Annotated in this window: 19 protein-coding genes; 12 read left to right on the forward strand and 7 right to left on the reverse strand. The window is 63.6% G+C overall.

All coding sequences use genetic code 11. The features are described from left to right. The first annotated feature begins 57 nt into the window (after window positions 1–57). The 5 genes from HG800_RS01030 to HG800_RS01050 all read left to right on the forward strand — a co-directional run bounded on the left by HG800_RS01030 (window position 58) and on the right by HG800_RS01050 (window position 7,454). A complete protein-coding gene (locus HG800_RS01030; protein ID WP_169972765.1) occupies window positions 58–2,304 on the forward strand; it encodes an alpha-amylase/4-alpha-glucanotransferase domain-containing protein in 2,247 nt (748 codons plus the stop codon). A gap of 56 nt (window positions 2,305–2,360) precedes the next feature. Continuing rightward, entirely contained in the window at window positions 2,361–2,591 is a 231-nt protein-coding gene (locus HG800_RS01035) for a hypothetical protein (RefSeq protein WP_169972767.1), read from the forward strand. 195 nt (window positions 2,592–2,786) lie between these two features. Further along, entirely contained in the window at window positions 2,787–3,716 is a 930-nt protein-coding gene (locus tag HG800_RS01040) for a DUF58 domain-containing protein (RefSeq protein ID WP_169973430.1), read from the forward strand. Next, entirely contained in the window at window positions 3,713–4,270 is a 558-nt protein-coding gene (locus HG800_RS01045; protein ID WP_169972769.1) for a hypothetical protein, read from the forward strand. The genes HG800_RS01040 and HG800_RS01045 overlap by 4 nt, the downstream gene beginning before the upstream one ends. Before the next feature lie 370 nt (window positions 4,271–4,640). Next, window positions 4,641–7,454, forward strand: coding sequence for a serine/threonine protein kinase (locus HG800_RS01050; RefSeq protein ID WP_169972771.1), 2,814 nt, complete (start codon window positions 4,641–4,643; stop codon window positions 7,452–7,454). A 21-nt stretch (window positions 7,455–7,475) separates the two neighbouring features. Here HG800_RS01050 and HG800_RS01055 read toward each other — a convergent pair whose 3' ends face one another. After that, window positions 7,476–8,579, reverse strand: coding sequence for an acyl-CoA dehydrogenase family protein (locus HG800_RS01055; RefSeq protein WP_169972773.1), 1,104 nt, complete (start codon window positions 8,577–8,579; stop codon window positions 7,476–7,478). 175 nt (window positions 8,580–8,754) lie between these two features. Between HG800_RS01055 and HG800_RS01060 the strand changes: the two genes are divergently transcribed. Next, on the forward strand, window positions 8,755–9,393 hold the full coding sequence (locus HG800_RS01060; protein ID WP_169972775.1) for an NUDIX domain-containing protein: 639 nt from the start codon (window positions 8,755–8,757) through the stop codon (window positions 9,391–9,393). Window positions 9,394–9,417: 24 nt separating this feature from the next. On the opposite strand, the gene HG800_RS01065 is transcribed toward HG800_RS01060, so the two are convergent. Then, window positions 9,418–10,302, reverse strand: coding sequence for a hypothetical protein (locus tag HG800_RS01065; protein ID WP_169972777.1), 885 nt, complete (start codon window positions 10,300–10,302; stop codon window positions 9,418–9,420). Between the two features lie 294 nt (window positions 10,303–10,596). Here HG800_RS01065 and HG800_RS01070 point away from each other — a divergent pair, with 294 nt between their 5' ends. After that, window positions 10,597–11,196 carry a hypothetical protein gene (locus HG800_RS01070; RefSeq protein WP_169972780.1) on the forward strand — a complete coding sequence of 200 codons (600 nt, stop codon included), beginning with the start codon at window positions 10,597–10,599 and terminating at the stop codon, window positions 11,194–11,196. A 39-nt stretch (window positions 11,197–11,235) separates the two neighbouring features. Here the strand turns inward: HG800_RS01070 and HG800_RS01075 are convergent, their stop codons facing one another. From HG800_RS01075 to HG800_RS01090, 4 genes are all read right to left on the reverse strand, one after another. Next, the gene (locus HG800_RS01075) at window positions 11,236–14,868 is read right to left on the reverse strand and encodes a c-type cytochrome domain-containing protein (protein WP_169972782.1); all 3,633 of its coding nucleotides are present in this window, start codon (window positions 14,866–14,868) and stop codon (window positions 11,236–11,238) included. A 73-nt stretch (window positions 14,869–14,941) separates the two neighbouring features. After that, on the reverse strand, window positions 14,942–17,419 hold the full coding sequence (locus HG800_RS01080) for a DUF1553 domain-containing protein (protein WP_235963177.1): 2,478 nt from the start codon (window positions 17,417–17,419) through the stop codon (window positions 14,942–14,944). A gap of 202 nt (window positions 17,420–17,621) precedes the next feature. Continuing rightward, a complete protein-coding gene (locus HG800_RS01085; RefSeq protein WP_169972784.1) occupies window positions 17,622–18,407 on the reverse strand; it encodes a class I SAM-dependent methyltransferase in 786 nt (261 codons plus the stop codon). An 88-nt stretch (window positions 18,408–18,495) separates the two neighbouring features. Beyond that, a complete protein-coding gene (locus HG800_RS01090; protein ID WP_169972787.1) occupies window positions 18,496–19,872 on the reverse strand; it encodes a DUF1501 domain-containing protein in 1,377 nt (458 codons plus the stop codon). A gap of 333 nt (window positions 19,873–20,205) precedes the next feature. Between HG800_RS01090 and HG800_RS01095 the strand changes: the two genes are divergently transcribed. From HG800_RS01095 to HG800_RS01115, 5 genes are all read left to right on the forward strand, one after another. Continuing rightward, a complete protein-coding gene (locus tag HG800_RS01095; protein ID WP_169972789.1) occupies window positions 20,206–21,099 on the forward strand; it encodes a phosphoribosylaminoimidazolesuccinocarboxamide synthase in 894 nt (297 codons plus the stop codon). A 47-nt stretch (window positions 21,100–21,146) separates the two neighbouring features. Then, on the forward strand, window positions 21,147–21,503 hold the full coding sequence (locus HG800_RS01100; RefSeq protein ID WP_169972791.1) for a hypothetical protein: 357 nt from the start codon (window positions 21,147–21,149) through the stop codon (window positions 21,501–21,503). Window positions 21,504–21,569: 66 nt separating this feature from the next. Continuing rightward, the gene (gene aroC, locus HG800_RS01105; RefSeq protein WP_169972793.1) at window positions 21,570–22,733 is read left to right on the forward strand and encodes a chorismate synthase; all 1,164 of its coding nucleotides are present in this window, start codon (window positions 21,570–21,572) and stop codon (window positions 22,731–22,733) included. A 512-nt stretch (window positions 22,734–23,245) separates the two neighbouring features. Further along, entirely contained in the window at window positions 23,246–23,668 is a 423-nt protein-coding gene (locus tag HG800_RS01110; protein WP_169972795.1) for a hypothetical protein, read from the forward strand. Window positions 23,669–23,754: 86 nt separating this feature from the next. Continuing rightward, complete coding sequence (locus HG800_RS01115; RefSeq protein WP_169972797.1) at window positions 23,755–24,288, forward strand: hypothetical protein; 534 nt, start codon at window positions 23,755–23,757, stop codon at window positions 24,286–24,288. 136 nt (window positions 24,289–24,424) lie between these two features. Here HG800_RS01115 and HG800_RS01120 read toward each other — a convergent pair whose 3' ends face one another. Then, on the reverse strand, window positions 24,425–25,012 hold the full coding sequence (locus HG800_RS01120) for a DUF2239 family protein (protein WP_169972799.1): 588 nt from the start codon (window positions 25,010–25,012) through the stop codon (window positions 24,425–24,427). Window positions 25,013–25,533: the final 521 nt, after the last annotated feature.

Genomic DNA, 25,533 nt, shown 5'->3' on the forward strand with positions numbered 1-25,533 from the left:
CCTTGCCCCGGCCCGTCATGATGACGGGCATTCCCCCGCTCTGGGACCCGTCGCACCATGTCGCGCGTCCGCCTGATTCTCGCGCTGCACGACCACCAGCCGGTCGGAAACTTCGAGAACGTCTTCGAGGCCGCCTACCGGGACAGCTACTTGCCGTTCCTGGAGCTGATGGAGCAGTATCCCGAACTGCCCTTCAGCCTCCACAGTTCCGGCCCCTTGATGGAATGGCTGGTGGCCCACCGCCCCGAGTACATCGAACGCCTGCGGGCGATGGTCGCCGCCGGTCGGGTCGAGATCCTTGGCGGCGGCTTCTACGAGCCGATCCTCACCATGATCCCTCACCGCGATCGCGTCGGGCAGATCCGGTCGTACTCTGATTACCTCGAACGCCTCTTCGGCCAGCCGATCCGAGGGGCCTGGATCGCCGAGCGTGTCTGGGAACAGCACCTCGTCTCGGCCCTGGTCGAGGCGGGCATCGAGTTCACCGTGCTCGACGACTTCCACTTCCAGCGCGCCGGCGCCGCTTCCGACGACCTCTTCGGCTACTACCTGACCGAGGACGAAGGCCATCTTCTGAAGGTCTTCCCCAATAGCGAGTCGATGCGCTACCTCGTCCCCTGGCAAGAGCCCCATGCCTCGTATGAGTACCTCCGCGGTCTGAGCCAGTCCCGGCCCGATGCCGTGGTCGTCTGCGCCGACGACGGCGAGAAGTTCGGCGGCTGGCCCGACACTCACGAGCACATCTTCACCAAAGGGTGGCTCCGTCGCTTCTGCGACATGATCCGAGGCAACCGCGACTGGCTCGAACCAACCACCTTCGCCGCCGTCGTCGATTCGACCGTCCCGCTCGGCAAGGTCTACCTGCCCGACTGCTCCTACCGCGAGATGACCGAGTGGGTTCTCCCCCCCACCCAGCTTTCGGCCTTCGAGGCCGCGGTGAAAGGGTCCGAGGGAGTGACCGCCGTCGATCACGTTCGCCCCTTCGTCCGCGCAGGGGGGTTCTGGCGGAACTTCAAGAACAAGTACATCGAAACCGACGAGATGTACGCCCGGATGCTTGAGCTTTCCCATCGGCTCAACACCCTCGAAGAGTCCGGCGACGCCGATGCCGAGGCGCTCGACCTCGCTCGTCAAGAACTCTATCGCGGTCAGTGCAACTGCCCCTACTGGCACGGGGCCTTCGGCGGCCTGTACCTGCCCCACCTCCGCAACGCCATCTTCAAACATCTGATCGCCTGCCACGATGCCCTCGACCGGGCCGAAGGGAAGGTCGGTCCCCGCGTGGCGCTCGACGTGGCCGACTACAATCTCGACGCCCGCCAGGAAGCCCGGCTCGAAAACGATCGCCTGATCGCCTACGTTCGCCCGGCCAGCGGCGGCCATGTCTATGAACTGGACGTGCGCAAGGCCGGGGTCAATGTGTTGGCCACGCTCGACCGCCGCCCCGAGTCGTATCACGCCGCCATCGCCTCGGCCGCCGTGGCCGAGCCTTCGGGCGAGACGTTCGAAGGCCCGTCGAACCTGCACGATCGGGTGATCCTCAAGCAAGAAGGCATGGACAAGCTGCTCGTCTACGACCGGGCCCCTCGCAAGGCCCTGGTCGATCACTTCTTCCCGATCGACGCCTCGCTCGACGACCTGACCTCGTGCCTCGACATCGAGCGCGGCGACTTCGCCACCGGCACCTATCTGTCGAAGGCCCACCGCGAGGAAGGCCGCATTGCCCTGATGATGGAACGGCAAGGTCTGGCCGACGGCCACCTGATCCGCATCCACAAGACGATCGCCATGGAAGCCGGACGCCCCGGTCTGGAAGTCGTCTACATTCTCGAAGACCTCCCCGTCGGCCAGCCGGTCCACTTCGCCATCGAACTGAACCTGGCCGCGATGGCCGGGCACGCCGAGGATCGGTTCGTGTCCGATCTCCACGGCAACCGGCTCGGCCTGCTCGATGCGAAGCTCGACATTCCGCACGCCGAAGGAGTCAACCTGACCGACGAATGGCTCGACCTTGGCGTCGCGATGCGCTGGTCGGTCCCGTCGAGTCTCTGGTGCTTCCCGGTCGAAACCGCCAGCCAAAGCGAGGGCGGCTTCGAGGGGATTTACCAGAGCACCGCGGTCATCCCCCACTGGCGGATCACCGCCGACGAGACCCGCCGCTGGACCGTCCGCCTCTCCTGGTCGCTCGACCTCGCCCGACCTGAACCGGCTGATGCGCCTCCCGAGGCCGATCGGCCCGCCTCGGCCCCTCGGCCCTCCCCCAGCCCTTCCTCACGCGTTGCAGGAGCCCCAGTGGTCCGCTGACGTTCCCGATCCGGAGTCATGATCATAAAGTGGATGGTAAACCTGAGAGCGATCCGGTGAAGCCTCCATCCGTTCCGATCGAGAATCGAGCCGGATTGACCGATCCCGAATTCGGCCCCCTGGCCGCAGAACTGGCCGGTCATGCGACGATGACCCGGGCACTTCCCTGGTTTTCGACCCAGACTCCTCCGATCGCTCCAGACGGCATGGTGACCCAGGACGAGTTCAGCTTCGACATTCTCGTTCCCTTCAGAGAGGGCCTCTACCTCGCTTACGACTCGAACTGACTGGGAATCGTGGCGGCGGTCGCCGTCTGGGATCACCGGCCTTCGCCGGAGGAACTCCTGAACGCTCGCCTCGCCCGTGGCTGGCGACCGACAGCGACTCCGACGGTTCAAGGGTGTGTGGTCCTCGGGTACGCGAGCGGTCTGGTCGAACCGGGAGCGCAGGGGTCTCAGACCTGATCGAAATTGTCTTCTGTGATGCGATTCTTCCTCCGCAAACGTCCCGAACCGCCGGTCCCCGACCTCGACCCGGGCGCGATTATCCGTCGCGCCCGCCGCTTACGGTTCCGGGTCCGGCCGACTGCCGTGGCACAACTGGCCGGAGCGTATCATAGCGCCCGGCCCGGTTCCGGGCTGACCTTTGCCGAGCTTCGGGCGTACGAACCCGGTGATGACGTGCGCCATCTCGACTGGAATGTCACGGCGCGCCAGGGGCGTCCGTTCGTCCGTCGCTACGTCGAGGAACGATCGCTGAGCCTCTGGCTGATCCTCGACATCTCCCAGAGCCTCCGATTCGGCGCCGATGGCCGCTCGAAGTCGGATCGCGCGGCCCAGGCCGCGGCCTTGCTGGCGGCCTCGGCCATCCAAAACGGTGACCGGGCCGCCTTGACCCTCATGAGCGACCGGATCGAGTCGGAATTGCTTCCGGGAGGAGGGCCCAGGCATCTCTCGCGATTACTTCGGATGCTCGTCACCGCTCCTTCGACCTCCCGGCGGTCATCCCTGGCCGCGGCGGTCACCCGTCCCCAGCGATTCGCCCGGCGAGGGCTGGTCGTGGTCCTCAGCGATTTTCTCAGTCCCGAACCGATCGCCCCCTGGCGAGCCCTGGCCAGCCGAGGAGAAGTGGTCGCCCTCCGCCTGGTCGACCCTCTCGAAGAAGCTCTCCCCAACGCCGGAATCCTTGCCCTGGAAGATGCCGAGACCGGCCGACGACGGCTCGTCGACTCCGGGTCGGCCCGGCTTCGAGCCTCCTATGCCCGCATGGCCGAGGCCCGGAAACGCTCCTTTCGATCCTGGTGTGATGCCACCGGAGTTGAAGGGGTCGACCTCTCCACCAGGGACGATCCGATTGGTCCTTTGCTCGGGATCTTCCGCGGACGATCGCGGCGACGGACGGGTCTCCGATGATCCCGCAAGTCACCCAAACTCTGCCCGACGGAGCCAATCCGTTGCGCGGCGAGCCGGTCTTGCCTCCCCGACCGAACCTCGGTCCCGAACCCTGGCCAAACGAGGCCGGAGGGATTGGATGGGGCCTCCTTTTCTCGGTACTGGTCCTGCTGCTTGCCCTCGGGCTCTTGGTGTGGACTCGAATGCAAGGAATGGGCCGACGGCGGGCCGACCGCCAGGTCCTGCAACGTGGTCAGAATCTCCATCTTCCGTCGCCAACCCCCGACGATCCCCGAATCCACCACGCCGAGATGCTCCGAGACGCCCTGATCGCCGCATTCGGACCGAGCTGGAGGGCGAAGACAACCGAGGAGATCGCGGCCGAGCCGGAACTCCTCAATCGCCTTGGTCCGGAGCGATCGGCGCAGGTCGTCACACTCCTCTCCGAGGCGGATCGCGCCAAGTTTGCCGGCTCAGCGACCGACCGGCCACTCACCTCCGAAGACGACACTACCAGGCTGGCCGAGCTGATCTCGCTTCTGAATTCCCCTTCGACCGGGGCTGGGCGAGGTTGACATCGGGAAACCGATTCAGGCCGTGCTTCGGCCTCCTCTGAAGCCGGTCCCCCGAGTGGTGGCAAGACTCCTTGAGCATCCTTTTTCCGATCAGGAACCGGAGACTTCGAGACGATGACCGCAAGCGAGCTAAGATTCTTGCGAACGATCGGTCCCTTTGGGTTTTTTGGTGGCTGGCTTTGCCCTGCGAGACCAAGGAGAAGCCACCCCCTGTCTCGGTGGCAACCGCCGGGTTGCGACCGGCCGGGATCGGGGGCTAAACTAGTGAACTGGGGCATCTCGCGTGTCCGACCAAGCAATGACATCCACCTCGCCTGCGCCCACTCCTTGCATTGCGATATCGTGCGGGCGCCCGGAATCAACCCGAGCCATGTCGATTGACCCGCGAACGTCTCGATTCTGGAAAGAGACGTTGCGCTATGGACTGCTCGATGAAGCGATACTTCAGTCGTGCTGGGACTCCCTTGCTCCTGAGAAGCGTGAGGACCCCGACGCGATTGACCGTCGGCTCGCGCGTCAGGCCATCGCGGCGCAGCATCTGACACTCTGGCAGGGCCAGCAAATCGTCGCCGGCCGGGCCGCCGCCCTGAAAATGGGGAAGTACATCGTTCTCGATGTCATCGGCAAGGGCGGAATGGGACTGGTCTTCCTGGCACGCGATACCAGGCTTCGCCGCCTGGTGGCCATCAAGATTCTGTCTCGCGAGCGGATGTCGAGCCCCCGCGCGGTGGCCCGCTTCGAGCGAGAGGCCAAGGTCGGTGCCCAGCTTCAGCACGACAACCTTGTCCGCATCTACGACGAAGGGGAGCACCGCGATCTCCGCTACCTGGTGATGGAATACATCGAGGGGCGCAACGTCTCTCAGATTCTCGCCGAGATCGGCCGCTTTTCTCCCGCCCTGGCTGCCTCGATCGCCCGCCAGGTCGCCCTTGGGCTGGAACACGCTCGGCTCAAGGGCCTGATCCATCGCGATGTCAATCCTCAGAACATCCTGGTCACTGAGGACGGTACGGCCAAGCTCACCGACCTCGGCCTGGCAATCGACCTGGGAGATCCTGACGATGTCGTCACCCGGGACGGCGCGACCGTGGGCACGTTCGACTACATCAGTCCTGAACAAGCCCGGCATCCCCGGTCGGTTGACACCCGGAGCGACCTCTATTCGCTCGGCTGCACGCTCTACCATATGATCTCAGGTTCTGTTCCGTTTCGCGAAGCGAGCTTGCCGCAAAAGCTTTACGCCCACCAATTGCACGAACCCGACCCCCTCTCGGAAGTCGTTCCCGAGGTCCCTCCGGGCCTTGAGGCGATCGTCCGTCGGCTCATGGCCAAGTCGCCAGATGACCGCTTCCCCACCCCTCTGGCGGTAGCCGAAGCACTGGCTCCCTACGCCGAGGGAGCGTCCTCGGTGGCCGAACAGCTTGCCGAGGTCCGAGCATCCTCCGAACACCTGCAGGGTGCTCGGAATGGGCCGGGCGCGATCCCCTTTCCCGAAGCGTCCGATCCGAACGGCTATCGCTTTGGACCCGAAGCCCAGGTCGAAGCCGATCAGGAGGAGACCCCGCCAACTCGGACCGCTTCAGCCATGAAGCCCGAGATTCGAGGGCCTGGAGAAAGCGGGATCGAGCCGATCCGAGCGCATCACGAGCCCGATCCCGAACCGGACGATGCGCCCTACGCCCCTCCGACCACCGAGCCCGAGCCCCTTGCGGCCGATTCTCCGCTGTCGAGCGGCCTTGGACTGCCGATCGACCTGGGGCCTGAGCCCTCGCTGACTGAGATGGCGTCGTCTCGGAGCCGATCGCGTTCTTCCCTTACTCGATCGACCAGCGATCCCGGTTCGTCCGATAAGGTCAAGCCCGCTCCCAGCGAACCGCAGACCTCCTCGCGCACCGATCAGCGTCGGAAAATCGCCTTGATTGTTCTGGGAGCGATCGGCGCAGTGGTCACGCTCCTGGTGATCGTCCTGATGCTGAGCTCCTCGAATTCCGGCACCAACGACGGGAATTCGAAAGGACTGGTTGAGACAACTCCCCCCGAAGACACGACCCCCGCCGTGCCGAAATCGACCGTGCCGGCGTTCACGGTCGGGAGTTCCGATGGCCAGAGCTTGATCCCCTGCGCCTCGTTTCTCGATGCTCTGATGATGGCACCCAATAACGGTGGAATCCTCTATCTGAGCGAAGCCGCCGAGCCCTTCACCATTGCCTCGGGCGATTCTGCTTCGCTTATTCCTCGATCAGGAATCGTGATTCGCCCTTACCCTGGTACGCGAGCTTCTGTCCAGGTTGTGCTGGATGGCCGAGAGTCCTGGCTGCGCCAGCAGGTGGGTGGGCTTACGCTTGAAGACCTGACCGTGGTCGTCCGCTACGGAGGCTCGGCTTCGGCAGACACCCCGCGCCCTCCCTTGATCGAGTCGAACGGCGAACTGACACTCCGTCGCTGCACCTTCCTCGTGCAGTCAGGCTCCACTCTGGGTTCCAGCGTCGTGCAGTCGTTCGGTTCCTCGGTTCGGGTCGACGGTTGCCTCTTCCGAGGGTTCGACCGTCCCCTCGATCTGGTTGTTTTCGGCGGAGTGCGCCACGAGATCTCGAATAGCATTTTCGTCTGGACCCAGGGCACACCCGGTCGTCCCTCAGGCTGGCCGATCCGGGTTGCCAGCCGGTTTGCGAATCAGCCTCGTCCCGGCCGGGTGACGATCGATCGCTGTTCGGTCTTTCTTGCCTCAGGATTCATCGAGACCACCACCTTGCTCCCCGAACAGCCGTTGGAAATTCATGTTCGAGAATCCGGGATCCGCGCTGACCACCTGCTCTGCTGGACGCCAACGACCAAGGGAGACGCCTTCCCATCCGGCCTGAAATGGACCGGCGAAGGGAACCGTTACGATCTCCAGGGTGCCTCCTGGCTGGTTTCGTCTCCCGATGGGCTCACCACTCCTGACAAGGCTCCGACGAATCTCGACTCCTGGACCGAAGCCCTTGGGCCGGAGGGAGCGGATGACTCCGTGCAGATGCTCGTGGAACTTCGAGACCCCTCTGCACTCAAATCGACGTCCGTCGACCCGTCTCGATTTGCTGCCCAGGCCGGAGGGGAACCGATCGGTGCCGATCCGGCACAGGTCGGCCCTCCCGGACTTCTCCCCGCCTCGCCCGGACTTGAGGGCCAGACAAACGGACCGTGACGCCGCCCCGTCCCTCACGTCTCACGCGGGACAGATGCCCGCGAAATCCCGAAGCGCCGCCTGGGCGACAGGACCAGGACAGGACCAGACCAGGAAGAACATCGCTTGTCGGACCCAGCGCTGAGCCGGCTCAGAGCGGAGCATGCCCGACCCTCGTCGAGCCGTCAGATAGGCGTGTGTCGCTCGCAGCACAAAGCGGTTTGCCTCGGTCCGGAGTTCGGCGGGTGAGGGAGCGTCGGCCCGACCTTCGGCTGCGGCGAGCAGAGACTCGGCGAGCGACCGCCAGGACGCCTCCAGGGCCTCCACCGGCTCCTCAAGATCGTCTCGTGAGGGAGACAGCCCCCTCAAGGCTCGAAGGGCCGCCAGGGCTTGACCAATGGCCAGCGCCGACGTTTCCAGGCTTCCGGTTCCCCCCCCTTCGCTGGCGACGGCCATCACATCGGGATCAGGTCCAAAGAGAACCTCGGACGGCTCCACCCGAACGGCCTCGCAAACCACTTCCGTCGTGCAGGAGGCCTGCAGCGCCGCCAGCGGCATCGGATCCCCGACCGAGAGCCCGTCTCGATCGCTTGGCAAGGCGATGAGCACTTGCCGATCATCGTCAAGCACGGCTCCCACGACGAACAGATCAGCCTTCGAGGCGGCCGTGACCCAGGGCATGGCGCCATCAAGCCGATAGCCGCCTCCCGGAACGGCCTCGGCAACCAGCGCGCGGCGACCTCGGCGACGCGAGGTCGTCAGTTGCGAGGTGCCGATGGTCGGGAACGCCTGGCCCATGGCGATGGCACGGAGCCAATCGGCCGCCCCCTCATGCCCTCGATCGGCTGCCGTCACCAGCCGGCGCGTTGCGGCATTGAACTGCGAGAAGATGAACGCGGCGGTCAGGCTTCCTTCGGCCAGCCCAGCCTCGCGACGCACCATCGTCACGCGGTCCAGCCCATCTCCCCCAAACGCCCGCGGGACCGGCCACCGCGGCACCCCACTCTCCTTCAAAGCCGACCATAACGGTTCCGGCCAGTCATCGGAGGCGTCCGTCGGGCCGTCGAGCGCGGCCAGTTTGCCCACAAGGTCGGTCACGGCCGGGTCATCCAGACGGGCCAGCGGATCGTCGGTAAGGTCGGGCATGGCTCGGCTTGGGTTGAAGTTGGCAACTGTCAATCGTAAAGGAGGCGCTTCAAATGCCTCTCAGACCGTGAAGACTGGCAGTAGACGATCCTCTCAGTCTTTTTATGATGGTCAAGTGGAAGCTTCTCGACCAGTCACTGTGGAGTCGGAGACTTCCTGGCAGGATGCAACGCTCATGACGCAATCGTACTGTTATGACTTTCCCCGGCCCGCCGTCACGGTTGATACGGTGGTCTTTGGAGTTGATCGCTCGGCGCTCCGTGTCCTCATGATCCGTCGGGGGCGGGCACCCTTTGAAGGGCAATGGGCACTCCCCGGGGGATTTCTGGATCTCGACGAGGCGACCGAACCTGCCGCCCGTCGCGAACTGTTCGAGGAAACCGGAATCGAGGTTCGGCCCTCGCTTCCGTTCCAGCCCCTGGGATTCTACTCGGCTCCCGGACGCGACCCGAGAGGCCGGACGATCAGCCTGGCGTATGCCACCGTGCTCCCCCCTCCCCTCCCCGAACCCTCAGGCGGAGACGATGCCGCAGAGGCCTCGTGGATCATCGCGGACTCTCCGGATCGTCCCCTCGCGTTCGACCATGCCTTGATTCTAGCGGATGCGCTCGACTGGCTCCGCAAAGGAGTCGAGGCCGGGCCGCTCGGGCTCGCCTTGCTGCCCGACCCCTTCGATCGTGATGACGCTCGATCCATGTTCCATGCCGTCGGCTTGCCCCTTCGCCATTCCGCCCGATGGCTGGGACGCTGCGTCAAGGAAGACTGGATCGAGCCGGTCGAGGGTGATGCCCAGCGCTATCGTCCCAGGCGTTAGCCCGGCCATGACCCCTCCCCGCGCTCAAACCCGATCGTCCCCCATCGGTGTTCCCTCGGATTCCGAAGGCTCCGACGCCTGGCGGATCCGCTCCAGGGCCGATCGAATCGACCGGTGCGTATTCGCATCGTCCGATCGGTCGGTCCGCACGTCCCACGCGGCCCGAAGCGAAAGGGCATCGTCCAGGACAGCGCGATATGATCGCACTCGCGACGAAGATCGCCATTGAGCGATCCGAACGCTCAGGCGCTCGCTAAGCCCCTCGATCGACCACGGTTGTCGTCGCCCCACAAGCACCCGGGCCGCACGATCGAGGAACGATTGCGGCAAGTCACCGAGCGCCCGCGGTGGCTCAATCGTCAGGCCATCAAAGAGAACGCTGGTGGGTTGATTGAGGACGATTTGAACTGGGGACAATCGCTGACGACTCCCTGCCCCGCGAGGTGAAGCCAACTCCTGCCCGATCCGAAAATCGGGCAGGCCCGGCAAGGCTTCGGTGAGAAGAACAAGCAACTGGTTCGCCACCTTCGGAACACCAGGTCGCCGGTTCCTGAGTCGAACGATCCGGTCGATCCACTGGCCCCGATCGTCGTTCGGCCGCCGGGAACCGGCTCGGCTGGAACGTTCGTGAATGCCGAGCAAGAACAGGTCTCGATCCTCGTACGTCCCGCGAAGCACCCAGACGATGGTCCGCTCAAGGTCCGCAATCTGGGACCAACGGGGAGCCAACCACGGCTGGAAGGTCGGATCGTCCGCAGCCTCTTCTTCGAGTCCAAGCTCGCGGGCAACCTCCGAGATCCTCCAAACCGCTTTCCGCCTCGCAGCGGATCGGGCCAGGATCAGCACCGTAACCACTGACACCAAGGTGAGGATCGCAAGCCAAAGATCCAGCCGATCTGTTGTTACCACACACACGCTCCCGGGTCTTGGGGTGTTCCCCAATTGCTCACCGACGATGGTTCTCGATCGATCGATCCATCTGAACCTCGGTCTCGCCGGCTCGAACCCCATGATCCTGCTCGGACCGGCCTCCCGAGCAAGTTTGACAGGCAAGACCCCGATTTGACAGACTGATCATCCCGTGGGCGAGCCCTTTGCATTCCACAACCAATTTTCAATCCCTCAAATATGCCGATGCCGTTATTCCTGATTGCTGAGCGGGCTGAATTGGGCTGGAGCCCTCGCATCGGCGACCCCTCATTCATGGGTTGGTTGACCGTCGTGGCCTATTTTGCCGCGGCCATCGCCTGTGGAGGCGCCGCCAGAGCCGAGCGACGGCTCGACGCTGGCGGTCGCACGGTTCACCCTGTGTTCTGGAAAATCGACCATCTTCGAATCGCTCCAAAATCGGGAGCGAAGTCGCCAGGACGACGGGCCCTCTTCTGGTGGCTCCTCATGGTCGCCATGCTTGTCCTGGGAATTAATAAACAGCTCGATCTGCAAAGTCTGTTGACCGCCGTCGGTCGTCGGCTTGCGCTCGAACAAGGGTGGTACAAGGAGCGGCAGGCCGTCCAGCGCACGTTTATCGCCGGTGTGGCAATCGTCGGAGCGGGAGCAATCGCCTTACTCGCCGTCCTTTTCCGATCGGTCCTCCTGCGAAGACCGCTGGCGGCCATCGGATTGGTGTTTTTGTATGGGTTTGTGTTGATTCGTGCCGCATCCTTTCACCATGTCGATGCCTTCCTCAAGGACGAATTCCTGGGGATGCGCATGAATTGGCTGCTGGAGTTGGGAGGAATCACCTGTGTGCTCGCCTCCGCCCTTCGCGTGATTGCAGAAGCACGCAACTGGATCAAACGGTGAAGTGCTGCCGTTCCCTCCGGTTCCGCCTTCGACACCCCTTCACGGTAGATCGTCGCCGGATGATCCCTCGCTTGGTGCTCCCGCAATCACCAGAGTGATCGGCGGGGTGCTGTGCTCGGTCCCGGCCGCCTCAACCCGGCCGACCCCGAAGAAGGGGCGTTCGGTCGGCGAGACCCAGGGCTCGGCATAAAGAAAAACCGTTCGCTCCGTCTGTGATTCCGTAATCAAAACGCCATTCAACCCGATATTCAGCACGCGGACTCCGTGCGGCAGGTTCCGCACATCGATCGGCACCCGACCCGAGAAGCTCGCCGAACGATCGACCCTGAAGGTCAACTCGACCCGATCGCCGGGCCGGATGATCACTCGGTCGCGATCGGTCGAGACACGGAGGTCGGGTTCAGGTGTCACAGTGATCCAGGAGGATCGATTCCCTCCCGGCCGGATGTCGTGACGGATGAGCTCACCACTCGATCCGTCCCGAGCGGCCTCGGCCACGACCTGCCAGGGAGCTGACGAGAAGGTCGGAGCATCATGATCGGCCATCAGCAGCAAATCCGCCGTCATGTGCCCGGCTTCGACCCTGGCCGAGGTCGCTCGAATTCCCTTCGGAAGTCCTTCCACCCGCAGGTCGATCGGAGCGTTGAACCCATCAATGCGTTGGACATTCACCGGGATGACCGTGGCTCCTCCTCGGGGAATATCCGGGTGTTCGGTTCTCAAGGTCACGGCAAAGTCGGGGTGTGGCTCCCGGGCGACCAGATGATACCCGAACCCAGGGCCGCCGAGCCCCCGGGCATCACTCACCCGAATCTGGTACGTCCCATCCCGGGGCGGATCGAATCGGATTGCGGCATCCTTGCCCAGCCCGGGAGCATCATCGTTGCGATGAACGAGCGTGATCGGCGCGGCTCCGCCGGCTGGGAAGGTCGTACCGGGAGGATGAATCTCAACCTTGTCGATCGGTTGATCTTGCGGATGTTGCTCCGGGGTCGTGCCGAGGTAACTCAGCCGCCGCCCCCCGGCCGACCAGAACACCGCGTCGTCATCCGGATTTCTGGGCAAGGCAAACAGGCGGGTCAGCTCCCGACCAATCAGCACATAATCATCCTGTGCCAGTTCATCCCAGCGTGTCAGTCGGATTCGATCCTGCGTCGCGTCATGGTCCCGAAAGGCGACCGCGGTTCGAGCAACGGGGCGAAGCACCGCCAGGGGAACCGGTTTCCCCTCGGCATCGAGAATTTCAAGAATCGGATCAATCTCCGTCCCGAGTCGATGCCCGAAAACCTCGATCATCAACGGTTGACCAAATCGGGCGTTGATCGTCACATGATCAATATCCCCCTCGTGGTCGATCCGACCGGAGAGGCCGCCTGGCACCTCCAGTTCTCTCCCGCAACACGGCTCATCATTCGGCTCCTGCTCCACCCGCTGAGTCCCCTCGGCGACGACCACCTTCAGGTTGCCTTCGGCCTCTCTCCCGAAACGATCGGTGGCCGGCACCACCCGCAGCGTTCCCGGCGAGTCCGCCGAGGATGCGGAGACGCTTACGACCGACTCCCCCAGGTTTGCGCCGGAGACGGACAGTTCCGCAGACCCTCCCAAAGGGACTCCCAGCGGAAACACATCCTCAACTCTCGGAATTTCTCCGATTTCGATTCGATAAAAGTGATTCCCCGATCCGCCGAACTGCCGATCCGCGATCCGGAGCATCAGCAACTCGTCGGTGTCCGCTCGATATGAGAGAACGGATCGCCCCTGACCGACCATTTGGCCCGATTCGTTCCGCAACTCCAGAGCTGGGTCAAGTGCGGAGCCGAGCATTCCTCCACGATCAGTACAGACGACCGTCTGCCCCCGAGCTACGGAAAACCGCACATGGTCCACGTCTCCTGGAGTCTCAATTGTGCCCGCCAGGGTAGTGGGCCAGGAGAGCGTCTTGGCCTCGTCGATCGTCCGGTTCGGCTCCTCCTCGGCCGCTTCGGGAGCCGCATAGACTGCGAACGCCTGCGCCGCCGGAACTCCGAGCGGTGTCTGTACCCGAATGAGATGAGGACCGATTGGCGCATCTGCCTCAATGGAGACACTGATCCGAAGCCGATTCGGGTCGGGCGCCTCGCTGGGAACGATGGTCGCGACCAGCCTCGGATCATCAAACACGACCGCATTGGCCTGTCCCACACCCGTGCCGGCCAGATCCACCGTCACGGTCCGACCTCGCTCGGCCCCTTTCGGGCTGGGAGGGCCAAGCGAAGGGCGACGGACCAATTGCGGCGTTTCCTTCTTCGGCTCCGACTCCCCCGTCGAGGGTGCGGCCTTGGTTGCGGGGGGATCGAGCAGGCTGACCTCAATCCGGTCTTCTCCGGTGGATTCAGGAGTCCCGGGCAGAAGGACGAGTGCTCCATCATACCGCCCAAGCGCAAGCTGTGTGCCCGACGGGTCCAACGCTGCCGCCAGGGGCCAGTCCGGCTGTCGAGGCCAGGCATCGAGCGGAGCCAGTTCTGCCAGCGACCACCGCTTGACGGTCCCATCGTCGCCGGTCGAGATAAGCGAAGACCCATCAGGGGTGACCAGTAGATCGAGCACCGCTCCATCATGAGCGATGGCGGAGCGGTCGAGCGTCCCGGAGTCTCCCGCAAGCGTCCATCGACGGATCGTCCGATCGGCTCCAGCGGCGATCAAGGTCGCTCCCTCGTCGGCGAAGGTCACGGCATAGAGTTCTTCGGTCGCATCTCCGAGAGATTCGAGCCGTCGGCCACTCTCCGTCTCCCAGAGCTTGACGGTCCGGTCGCCCGAAGCCGATGCCAGCTTCGTTCCGTCCGGCGAGAAGGCCAGGGCGTAGACCGCATCGGTGTGCTCCCTGAGCGATCGGATTTCGTCTCCGGATTCCAGATTCCAGAGCGTGACGATGCGATCATAACTTGCCGTGGCCAGGACGGCTCCGTCCGGCGAGAGCGCGGCCGAGAGAATGGCATCGGCATGCCCCTTCCACGAGCCAAGCCGCTCCCCTGTCTCCACCCGCCAAACTGCCACGGTGCCGAAGAGTCCCGGCCGGCCTCCTACGGCGACCAATCGTTGCCCGTCGGGCGAGAAGATCAGGGCGTTGATTCCCCCTTCATGCCCTTCCAGCAACGCAGTCGGATCGCTGCAATCCGCGTCGAACAGGAAGATGTCGCTCCCTCGCGCGGCGGCCAGTCGACTGCCGTCTGGTGCATAGGAGACGGCCGAGACCGGATCGGCCACCTCTGCCGTGACCTCCACCTTCGGCAAGTGAGCCAGGGGATCGACGAGGGACGTCAGAGGGACGTCCTCCGACGGGCCATCGAAGACTGCCCCCTCAGCCACCCAGCGCGCAATAAGCTCAATCTCATCATCCGTCAGCGGTTCTTGCTTCAAGGGCATTCGGATGGCCGCATCCGGCTTCAGGACGGAGACGAGGTGACTTGCCTCGGGCTCTCCCGGCAGCAGGATCAGGTCCCCCTCGATGTCTCCTCCTTCCCGAAGCAAGGCGAACGAACTCATGTTCAGCCCGCCTTGCGCATCATCATCTTGATGGCAAGCCAGGCATCGGGAGACCAGGATCGGAGCAACCTGTTCGCGAAACCGGACCGGCTCCGCATCGCTCGCCAGAGCGATCCACGGCAAGGCGGCAAGGCAACACAACGCAGTCATTCGCGGAGGTCTCCTGCGATCTTCGAGGCGATCGGGCAACCAGGATCGGACATCAGGCCGGATTCGGGAGAAATCAGTGGTTGAACAAAAACTCATTCCCGGTGAGCGTTGCCCAGTAGAGATCTTCGATCACCTGTCGTCTCAGCGAGGCTCGCTCGTCGTCCGTCTCGCCCTCGGCCACGGCCTCCTCCAGCGCGGGGAGAATCCGGGATGCTTCCGCCTCGGTCGGTGGTCGAGAGAGTGCCGCTTTGAACATCTGATCCAGAATCGCCGCAAACGAAGCATCACTGGCCGAGGCTCGCGCGACGGCAGAATGGTCGTTACGCAATTTCTCGTTCAAGGTGTCGCCGTTGGCCAAATGGAGCGCCTGGGCAAGTGAGGGCTCCGATGATCGCTCGCAAGAGCATGTGTCGTTTCGTTCGGGGCGTCCAAACGCATCGAGGAAGGTATTCGCCACCTGAACGTCGGGCAATTGCACGCTTCGCCAGCCGGTCGGATACCCTGGAAACGCGGTTGGAACGTCGGTGACGGCGGCCATCACGTCAATCAGGACCTCGGCCGGCAGGCGACGGGGGACGTATCGACTGAGAAACTTCGTGTCCCCCTCGTTTCCCGGTACGGGCGCCGCAGATCGCTGATAGGCGGCCGAGGTCATAATGGTTCGGATCAAATGGCGGACGTCGTACCCGTGCTCCCGGAAATCCTCGACGAGCCAGTCCATCAAGGCTCGGTCGCTCGGCGGGTTGGTCGCGCGGAGGTCGTCCTCCGGATCGACCAGTCCGCGACCGAAGAAGTTCGCCCAGACCCGGTTGACGATCGCCGCGGCGAAGTACGGGTTCTCGGGCGATTCGAGCCAGTCGGCCAGTGCCTCGCGGCGGTCGCCAGCCGATTCGAGTGGCATGGCCGCCGCATCGAGCGGCTGCGGAGCCATCGGTTCGCCCCGGCGAGGATGACGAATGTCCCCCTCCGACGCCGGAATGATATCCACATCGCCTTGGGCCGCTCCGAGGTCCCCGTCCTTCAGCTTGACCCGACCGAACAGGTTCGCAAAGCCATAGTACTGGTCCTGGGTCCACTTTTCCAAAGGGTGGTTGTGGCAACGCGCGCAGGTCATCGCCAACCCCAGGAACGCCATGCTCGCGTTTTCGGTTAGTTCAATCGGATCACGATGGATCACGAAGTAATTCCCTGCGCCGTTGTCGAGCGTGCTTCCCTTTGCCGTCAGAATGTCCCGAGCAAACTCATCCCACGGTCGATTCTCGGCCACGCTCTCCCGAATGAATCGGTAGAAGCTCCACATCGCCGGCTTCGGCAGGTTCCGCGAAGACACGAGCAAAAGATCCGACCACTTGTACGACCAGTAATCAATAAATTCCTCGCTGTTCAAAAGCTGATCGATCACTGTTGCCCGTTTCCCCGGATCGTCATCCGTGAGAAACGCCTCTACCTCGGCCACCTTCGGCAACGTTCCGGTTGCATCCAGGAAGGCCCTGCGCAAGAAGGTCGCGTCATCGCTCAGTGGCGAGGGGGGAATGTTCAACGATCGCAGTTTTTCAAGATTGATTCGATCAATCTCATTGAATCGCGGTGACGAGGCAAACAGGTCCGGGGCGATGGCCCGATCGTAAGGGACCGTCACGGTTGCCAGATCGACGCGGCTGTCGAACCAGACGGTGATCGCTCCTTCGCCGTGGCCGACAACCGTCAAGCGTCCGGAGTCATCCACGGTGGCCACAGTTTCGTCGGTCGTCCCGAACTTCGCCCACCGGGTCACGTCGGCCGAGCGGCCGTCGCGGTAAACGGCTCGAACCAGAACCTGCTGCGACTGGCCAGGGGTGAGCGTCACGGCCGAGGGCATGACCTCGACCCGGTCGATCTTCGCGTCGTCGTCGCTCGGCGCGGGCATTCCGGCACCGATCCACTCGGCAATGACTCGGTATTCGAGCGAATCCAGAGCAAATCGCGGGCCTCCGCCATGCTCGACCACTCCCGTCGCCTTCAGCAGCATCAGGCTTTCTTCAGGTGCAGTTTTGTTGATCCGACGAGCGAGGGCCTGGCGGGTCAGGGCATCGTAATCGACTTCCGGGCCATAACCCCGCAAGGTCAGCCGCAGGCCGTTCTTCCCGGCCGCGGCTCCGTGGCACGAGCCTTGGTTACAGCCGGCCTTGGTGAGAATGGGCAAGACGTGATTCCGAAAACTCCAGGGTTCGTCCTGAGTTGCGTCGCGAACCTGAACTGGGGCCGAAAGGGTCCGATTTCCCACGGTCGCGGTCAGGGTCGTCACGCCATCAGAGACGGGAACGACGGTTCCATCGGCCGAGACCGTGGCGATATTCGGGTTGCTGATGGCGAACAACACCTCCCTGCTCGGTTCTCCGATGGCAACTCCCACTGTGTTCAGTCGTTCAACGATCACGCGTTGCGACGCCTTTGGGCCGTCGAGCGTAACCGCGGAGGGCAAGAGCATCAGCGCGTCGTCGGCCCCGGCAGTCGTCACACCACAGACCAGGAGCGAAACCAGGGCCATCCCGAATCGTCGTGGGCTGCTCATACAAGAGATCTCGTCAAGGAGGGCGGGACGGAGAAGACAGTCTGGCTGCGGAGACAAGCAAGGCTGTGGGGCATGATCGCCCTGGCGTTGCGGCATGGCGCTCGCCTGTGGGTCTGCTGCGTTGTCGATCGTTCAAACGTGATCAACCAGGAACGATCTCACACGCCTCTACGACCTAACGGCAGAACATCCTTGCGTTTGCTTATCGACCGCTTTTGACCCCTCGGGCAGTAGCGCGCCAGCATTCAATTCGGATGCGCCCGTCCGGCTGCTCCTCCGGGCGGAACCCGTGGGCCATCGGGCCTGAGAGCACGACATGCCGGACGAATGCTTTCTCGCGTTGCGGAGAGCCCCGGTCGTACCACTCATCGAAGTCGAGCACAAACGTTTCTTCGATCATGTGGACCGAGTCCATGCCCGAGACGGTTAGCAGGTCCGCCAGCTCTCCGGGGGTGGCGTTGGACGTATGCGTATGATCTCGAAGCCGCTCGATCCCTTGATGCCACGACCGGGCCTGGGGGTCCGGATCGGTCGTCTGATCGCTCAGGACCAGTACACCGCCAGACCGGAGCAATGCTGCCTGTCGGGCGATGAACAGCATCGGATCGTGCACGTGATGCAGCACATAGCGTGACAGGCAAGCGTCAAACGGGGCGAACTCGGCCGGTTGATGGTCCTGGAGCGACCCGACCAGGAACTCCACCCGATCCCCGAAGCGTTCGCAGCGGGTTCGGGCTCGGGCAATCATCTCGGGTGAGAGATCAATCCCGACGACACGGTGCCCCGCTTCGAGCAACGCCTCGGCCACCAGACCGGGGCCGCAGCCGACGTCGAGCACGAGGCTTTCCGGCTTCAGCTCTGCCACCTCTAGCAGCCGGGCCAACGCAGTCGGGTCCGTCTGCACAGGAGCCTGTTCAAACTGAGCCGCCTGGGCATCGAACGCGGAGGCAACGGCCCGGTCATGGGAAGAGGTTACAGGACGACTCATCGGCGGTTGGTGCTCGCTCGGTCTGAATCGACAGGCCTTCGGAATCTCGGTCTCCCCAGGCCCGCCGATCGGGATTAACCCAGGTCGATCAGAACAAGGGATGAATCGGCTCCACCCCGTGATCGACGACTCGAAGCGGACGACCCTGCGGGCCGGGCAGCTCCGTTTCGAGATCGATCCCCAGCCCGTGGAAGACGGTCGCCGCGATCTCGGCCGTCGACACGGGCTGATCCTTCGGTGCGTGACCAATCTCGTCCGACGCTCCCACCACGTTGCCCCCTCGAATCGGGCCGCCCGCAAACAGAACGGTCCAGCATGCCGGGTGGTGATCGCGGCCTCCGGCGGGGTTGATCTTCGGGGTTCGCCCGAACTCGCCAAACGCGAGGATCATGGTGTTCTCAAGCATGCCTCGCTCATACAGGTCGGTGAGCAGGGCGGTGTAGGCGTTGTCGAAGTTCGGCCCGATCTCGTTCTGATAGGCCTCGATCGGGCTAAACGGAGACGAGCCGTGGATATCCCACGTAATCTCGTTGAAGACCGTCTCGAACATGTTGACGGTCACAAACCGAACACCCCGCTCGACCAACCGACGGGCCATCAGGCAGCTCTGGCCGAACCGAGTTCGGCCGTAGCGGTCCCGAATGTCGTCCGGCTCGGCGTCGAGGGCGAACGCCTCTCGGGCCTCGGCACTCGACATCAGGCCGTAGGCACGCTGGAAGTTCTCATCGAGCAGTCGGGCATCTTCCGACGCTTCGAAGTCCCGAACGGCGCCGTCGATCGCGGCTCGGAAGGATTGGCGACGCGACTCCCGAGCCCCGGTCACGTACTCCGGCGGCAAGAGGTCGGGCACCTTGAAGTCCGGGGCGTTCGGATCGGCTCCGAGCACGAACGGGTCGTAGCTCTTGCCCAGAAATCCGGCATCCTGCCCGTGGGGCATGTTCCCGCCGGTGTTGCCGATCGGCCGGGGCAGCAAGACGTGCGGGGGCACATCTCCTCGGGGGCCTTTGAGATACGACAGCACCGATCCCATGTGCGGGTACTTGATCGCTCCGTTGCCGAACAGTCGGCCGGTCTGCATCATCTGGTGGCCGGTGTCGTGCACGGCGGTCGCCGTGTGATAGGCCGACCGAACAAGGGCCACCTTGTCCATGTTCCTGGCCAGCTTCGGGAAAATCTCGCTAACCTGGATGCCCGGAACGTTCGTGTCGATCGGCCGGAAGGGGCCTCGAATCTCGCTCGGCGCGTCGGGTTTCATGTCCCAGGTGTCAAGCTGGCTCGGGCCGCCAACCAGAAAGAGCATGATGCAATTCATGTCCTGATCACGCGGAACGGCCCCTCGGGCCTCCAACGCGTGCAGGCCGGGCAACGAAAGCCCCAGGGTCGCAAGAGATCCAGCATGCAGGAAATCCCGACGGGTCAGTCCGTCGCAGAAATGGGCCGGTTTGCGAGCATCGAGCCGATACATGGCAGAGACCTCAACTCCGGTTCAGGACGTTGTCGGGGGGAGGAGAACGCACTCCGTCGAGTGGTGGGACGGTTCTCCAGCCTTTCCAGGCTATCGTACCAGTGAAGGCGGGTCAAACCTGGTGAACCTCCCGCGATCGTCCCGCCCTGCTCCATTCGGGCCTCGGAGCAACTCGACCGGATTCTCCCGATCCGCACGGTCAACTCCACTTGCGGTCCCGACCCTGACGCCGCGATCCCTCGGGTTGGGTTGTCCGGAAGCCTTTCGATGCGATAAGGTGAATCGTCACGATCTGGTTCACGCGCAATCGAGACGGATGGGGAGAGTGTTCTCGTGTCGGCATTGCTCGAAACGAATCTCGCAGGGCTTCCGAAGCGATCGGGCAAGGTCCGCGACGTGTACGACCTGGGCGATCGTTTGCTGATCGTCGCCACCGACCGCATTAGCGCCTACGACTGGGTCTTACCGAACGGAATTCCCGACAAGGGCCGTATCCTGACCCGACTTTCCGCCTTCTGGTTCCATCACCTCGACACCCCGAATCACCTCATCTCGACCGATCTCGACGCCGCCGGACTCGACCTCTCGGCCGACGATCGCACGCAGCTCGACGGCCGCGTCATGCTCGTTCGCAAGGCCGAAGTCATCCCCTTCGAGTGTGTTGTGCGTGGCTATCTTTTTGGCAGCGCCTGGCGCGAATATCGAACGAAAGGAACCGTCTGCGGCGAGCGTCTGCCCACCAGCCTCGTCGAGGCCGCCAAGCTTGATCCCCCCCTGTTCACCCCCGCCACCAAGGCCGACGAGGGGCACGACGAGAACGTCAGCTTCGAGGAACTCTCGGCCGACCTTGGTCCCGAACTGGCCGATACTCTGCGTGAGCTCAGCGTCCAGATTTACCGAAAGGCCGCCGAGCACGCCGCCACCGCGAACCTCATCCTCGCCGACACCAAGTTCGAGTTCGGCCGCGAGACCACCAGCGGCGAACTCATCCTCATCGACGAGGTCCTCACGCCCGACAGCTCGCGCTACTGGCCGCTCGATGCGTACAAACCCGGCGTCGTCCCCCCCTCATTCGACAAGCAATTCGTCCGTGACTGGCTCGATTCGACCGACTGGGACAAGCAAAGCGAACCCCCCGCCTTGCCCGATGAGATTGTCGAACAGACCCGAGCGAAGTACATTGAGGCGTTCGAACGATTAACCGGGCAGTCGTTCCCCTTGCGTTGAATGATCCGCTGGCGGTGGACGTGAATCACCAACGGGCTGAGCTTCGGATGAGTCTCACGCTCCCCTTTTGGGTTGGTGCGCTGATCCTGATCCTCCCCGCGACCATCATGGTCCTCGCCGTGGTGGGTGCGTTGCCGACCTGGAGCGGATATATCCTGTTCCTGATCCTGTTCAGTCTCCCCGTTCCGGCCGCGGCCTGGACCATCGGCAACGGGTTTCACGCTCTGAGAGTGTCGCATCAACCTGCGGTCCTGGATCAAAGGTCCAACCGGGCGATCGGAACCATTCGCTCCTGGTGGACCTCGATCAGTGCCCTGGTGTCGATCCTGCTGGGCCTCCTGGTCATTACGGCATCGCTCACCATGCTTGGCTGGTTCCTGCTCAAACTCCTGGTCTTCGGCTGATTGAGCGTCCCCGACGAATCACGACACGACTCGACCCCGACAGACCCAAGAAGGTCCGCCACCTCCATGCTTCGCTACCTGACGGCCGGTGAATCGCACGGCCCGGCCCTGACGGCCATCGTCGAAGGCTTCCCCTCGGGCATCACCCTTGACGCTGAGTTCATCAACATCGACCTCAAGCGCCGCCAGGGGGGCTACGGCCGAGGCAAGCGGCAGACCCTCGAAACCGACCGCGTCATCGTCGATTCCGGCACCTACCACGGCGTCACCACCGGCGGGCCGATTACTCTCCGCCTGATCAACAACGACGCGAAGCTCGAACGCCTCAAGGAGCCCACCGCCCCCCGAGGCGGCCACATCGACCTGGCCGGTTCCATCGCCTACCAGACCGGCATCCGTCAGGTTCTCGAACGGGCCAGTGCCCGCGAAACCGCCATGCGCGTCGCCGTCGGCGGCCTGGCCAAGCTCCTGCTCCGCGACCTCGGGATCGACGTCTTCGGCTACGTCCGCGAACTCGGCGGCATTGACGCCCCCCCCGTTTCCCTCGACCCCGCCCTCCGCGACGCCAGCCCCGTCTACTCCTGCAACCCCGAGATCGACCCCGGCATCGTCGCCGCCATCGACGCCGCCCGCGAGGCCGGCGACACCCTCGGCGGCGTCGTCGAGGCCGTCGTCACCGGCTGCCCGATCGGCCTCGGCTCCCACGCCCAGTGGGACCGCAAGCTCGACGCCCGCCTCGCCCTGGCCGTCATGAGCATCCAGGCCATCAAGGCCGTCGAGATCGGCCTCGGCGTCGAGGCCGCCCGCCGACCCGGCTCGAAGGTCATGGACCCGATCCGCTTCGAGCCCGAGCACGACCCCTCCGACCGCCGCTTCGGCTTCCGCCGCCCCACCAACAACGCCGGCGGCATCGAAGGCGGCACCACCAACGGCGAGCCGATCGTCGTCCGCGCCGCCAAGAAGCCCATCAGCACCCTCGCCGCCCGCGGCCCCTCGGTCAACATGGCCACCAAGGGGGAATCCCCCGCCAGCTACGAACGCTCCGACGTCTGCGCCGTCCCCGCCGCCAGCGTCATCCTCGAATCCGTCGTCGCCTTCGAGATCGCCTCCGCCGTCGCCGAGCGCTTCGTCGGCTCCAGCCTTGACGCCATCCGCGCCGCCATGAACGCCCTGCACGACCTCTCCCGCCGCCACCTCGATGAATACTGGTCGGCCGGGACCCGCTCGTAGGGTGCTGTCGAGTCCTCGAAGACGCACCATGCCGGCTTCACGTCAGGCCCGTTCTTGCGGGCTCGACACACCTAACGAGTCCTCGATTGTCGCCTCTATTGAATGGATCACGAAGAGGTCGTGAGGACCACACCTCTCCGAGCAGCATGGCGAGGTGAATGAGACTTCTCGGGCGCCCCGGACCTCGTGCCTCGCCGCGTGACCCGTAGGATCGCGATCGTCGTCCGGATCATCCGTGAAAAGAACTGTGTATACCCAAATGAAACCTGCGACATAATTCCCCTTGACAATGGGAAGGGAGTCGGCAAAGGTGACGATCCGAGGGTGGCGCTTCCGTGGTCATCGCCAGCGGTGAATCATCCTCGATCCGCAAGAGGGTTACTCGTTCTTGAGGAGACATCAATGTTGAAACTCATCGGTGTGGCCTTTCTCCTCGCGGTAGTCTTCGTCTCGTTGTGGGGGGGGTAATTGAGCAGACTCTTGAGTCTGCAGTCTCCGATCCGACGTACTGCATGCCCGCCGCGTCGATCGATGACATTGGCTTTTGGGTGAATTTAGATCTTGCTCGTGTGAGAATTGATTTCAAGTGTCCGAATCACACCCCCATCGCGGGGGGAGCCTGTACGTTTTGCGTTGTCACTGTGTTGGAGGTCTGGGACGAGGATTCGCAGACCTGGGTCGTACCCGATGACGCGCCCGACGACCCCGATGATCCCGAGGAAGGCCCAGTAGCCTGGAGAACCGCGAGCGTCCCATGCGAAGCCATGCCCGGTATCGATAACGATAATGTTTATTTCGATACTGAGATGCCCCCCAATCCCGGAGGGCGTTTATTCAAATACACGGCGACGATTTATGAAGGAAATTGCCCGGATCAGGGGCCATTGCCTCCATTTTGGATCGATCAGAAAAACAAGACGAGCCGTGTCTTTTGACCGCACATTCCTCGATCGGGATCATGCCTGCTGAGATCATCGGGATCTTGGTGAGCGTTCTGTACACCGTCTCCGGAGATCAATCGATGAAGATCAAACTCGCAATCAGCGTCCTCTTCGTCCTGGCGCTCGGCGGAGGGTTGCTGGCTTCGAGGAACGGTTCCGCCACGTCGCCGAAGGATTTAGGCACTTACAAGCCTATGGAGCCGATGGAGGATGATCCGAATGCTGGCGGAATGCAAGTCGCGATCGGCAACGGCGTTGTGGTCGAATCCGTCAGGCGGGCGTTCCCGTCCGATCGCAACGGGAATCTTGAGGTTGCCGTCCAGTATCAGATCAAGTTGCCTGTGGGCTATGACCCGGGCGGGGAAATCTGTCGGCTCCGCGTCCAGTCGGTCGTGAGGCCGGGTTGCTGTGGTGGAGACTGGAAGCTCCTCGCCGACATCCCGCTCGAACCATTTGTAGTGGGCTCCGGGGAGCATCTAAATGACGTCGTGGTTGTGAAGGTTCCGCCCCCCCGCGCCGAACGTGGAAGCGTCCGCGCGGTCCTGGAAACGCTCCAGGCTGACGGTGAGTGGAAAAGCGAGGCGGGAAAGACAATCTATGTCTATCCCCTCTGACGTCGATTCCGGATGGCCCCGGTCGGTGAACCACCGGGGCCATCTCAGAATCCCGGACGGAGGTTTTGCGACACCCAAAACAAACCGGCTGACTCGGCCAGCATTTACGGGTTCTCGCCGGAGTTTCCCGATGAATTCACCCTGAGGCCGCTCCCTCGCGGTCGATCCTAAACGGCTCGTCGACCAGCCGCCGCAGGTGGTCGCGGATGTCCGCCGGCCAGTCGTCGATGAGCTGGTCGAAGCACTCCCGATCCCTGGCAAAGAGCGCCCGAGACGCCTCCTCGAACCCCGGCAGGTTCCCCGCCATCGACCACATGAACGCGCCTGCCGCCTCCAGGGCCCTCCGCTCCCGCTCGGCTTGTGGCTCCCGTTTCCGCGCCTCGTCCACCAGCCGACGCAGGGCGGCCGAGGCCCCGCTCGGCTGCCGTTCGAGCCATTCCCAGTGCCTCGGCAGCAGAGTGACCTCCCTCGCGACCACGCCGAGCTTCGGCCGCCCCGGCCCCTGTCGCTTCGCCCCGGAGGCGTCGGCCCGCTCCAGAACCTCCTCCGGTGTCCCCCGGAAGTCGAAATCGACCTGCTTGCCGGTCTGATCCTCGAAGATCAAGACCGGCTCCGGATCGCCCCCGTCCAGATACGCCTTCGTCTCAAGCAGCATCGTTTTCCGATCCGCCGTGGCAATCCGCCTGACTCCAGCAAACGCTGTGTACGTGCGTTCCTCGTCCATCGTCCCGATCCTCGCCGAAGAACATCCGGGTTTTTCTCGAAGCTGCCGAATAATATCCGGATCTTTTTCCTCGTCAATATTCCCCGGGCAATATTCCCTGGATCGTTCTGGTTGCTGGCCAGCCGGGGGCTCCCGTCAGCCCTTGGGAGCCCGCGCTCGTGCAATCGGTTCACCCCTTGCCTAACCCAGCCCTCGCCTGATCGGTGGCCACCTGGGGAATTTGTGACTACGGCCCCCCGATTTCTCGATGATCTTGTCGAGGAACCCTCCCGATTCGATGACCGACCGGACCTGCTCTGCCCCGTTGTGAGCCACCCAACGACCGGTCGCCATGCTCGCTGCCGTCCCCTGCCCTTGCTCGCTCCCTTCTCCGGGCTCGCTCCTGTTCCCGGCCCGCAGAACCTTGCGCGCATCGAATCCGATCTCAGGCACGCTTCCGAATGAAACACACTCAAGCCCGAGCGTCGTTTCTCCAACGATCTCTCGGCGCGAAACGAACCCGATCCCGGACACCGAATCGA

The organism is Tautonia rosea (genome assembly GCF_012958305.1).
Lineage (GTDB): Bacteria > Planctomycetota > Planctomycetia > Isosphaerales > Isosphaeraceae > Tautonia > Tautonia rosea.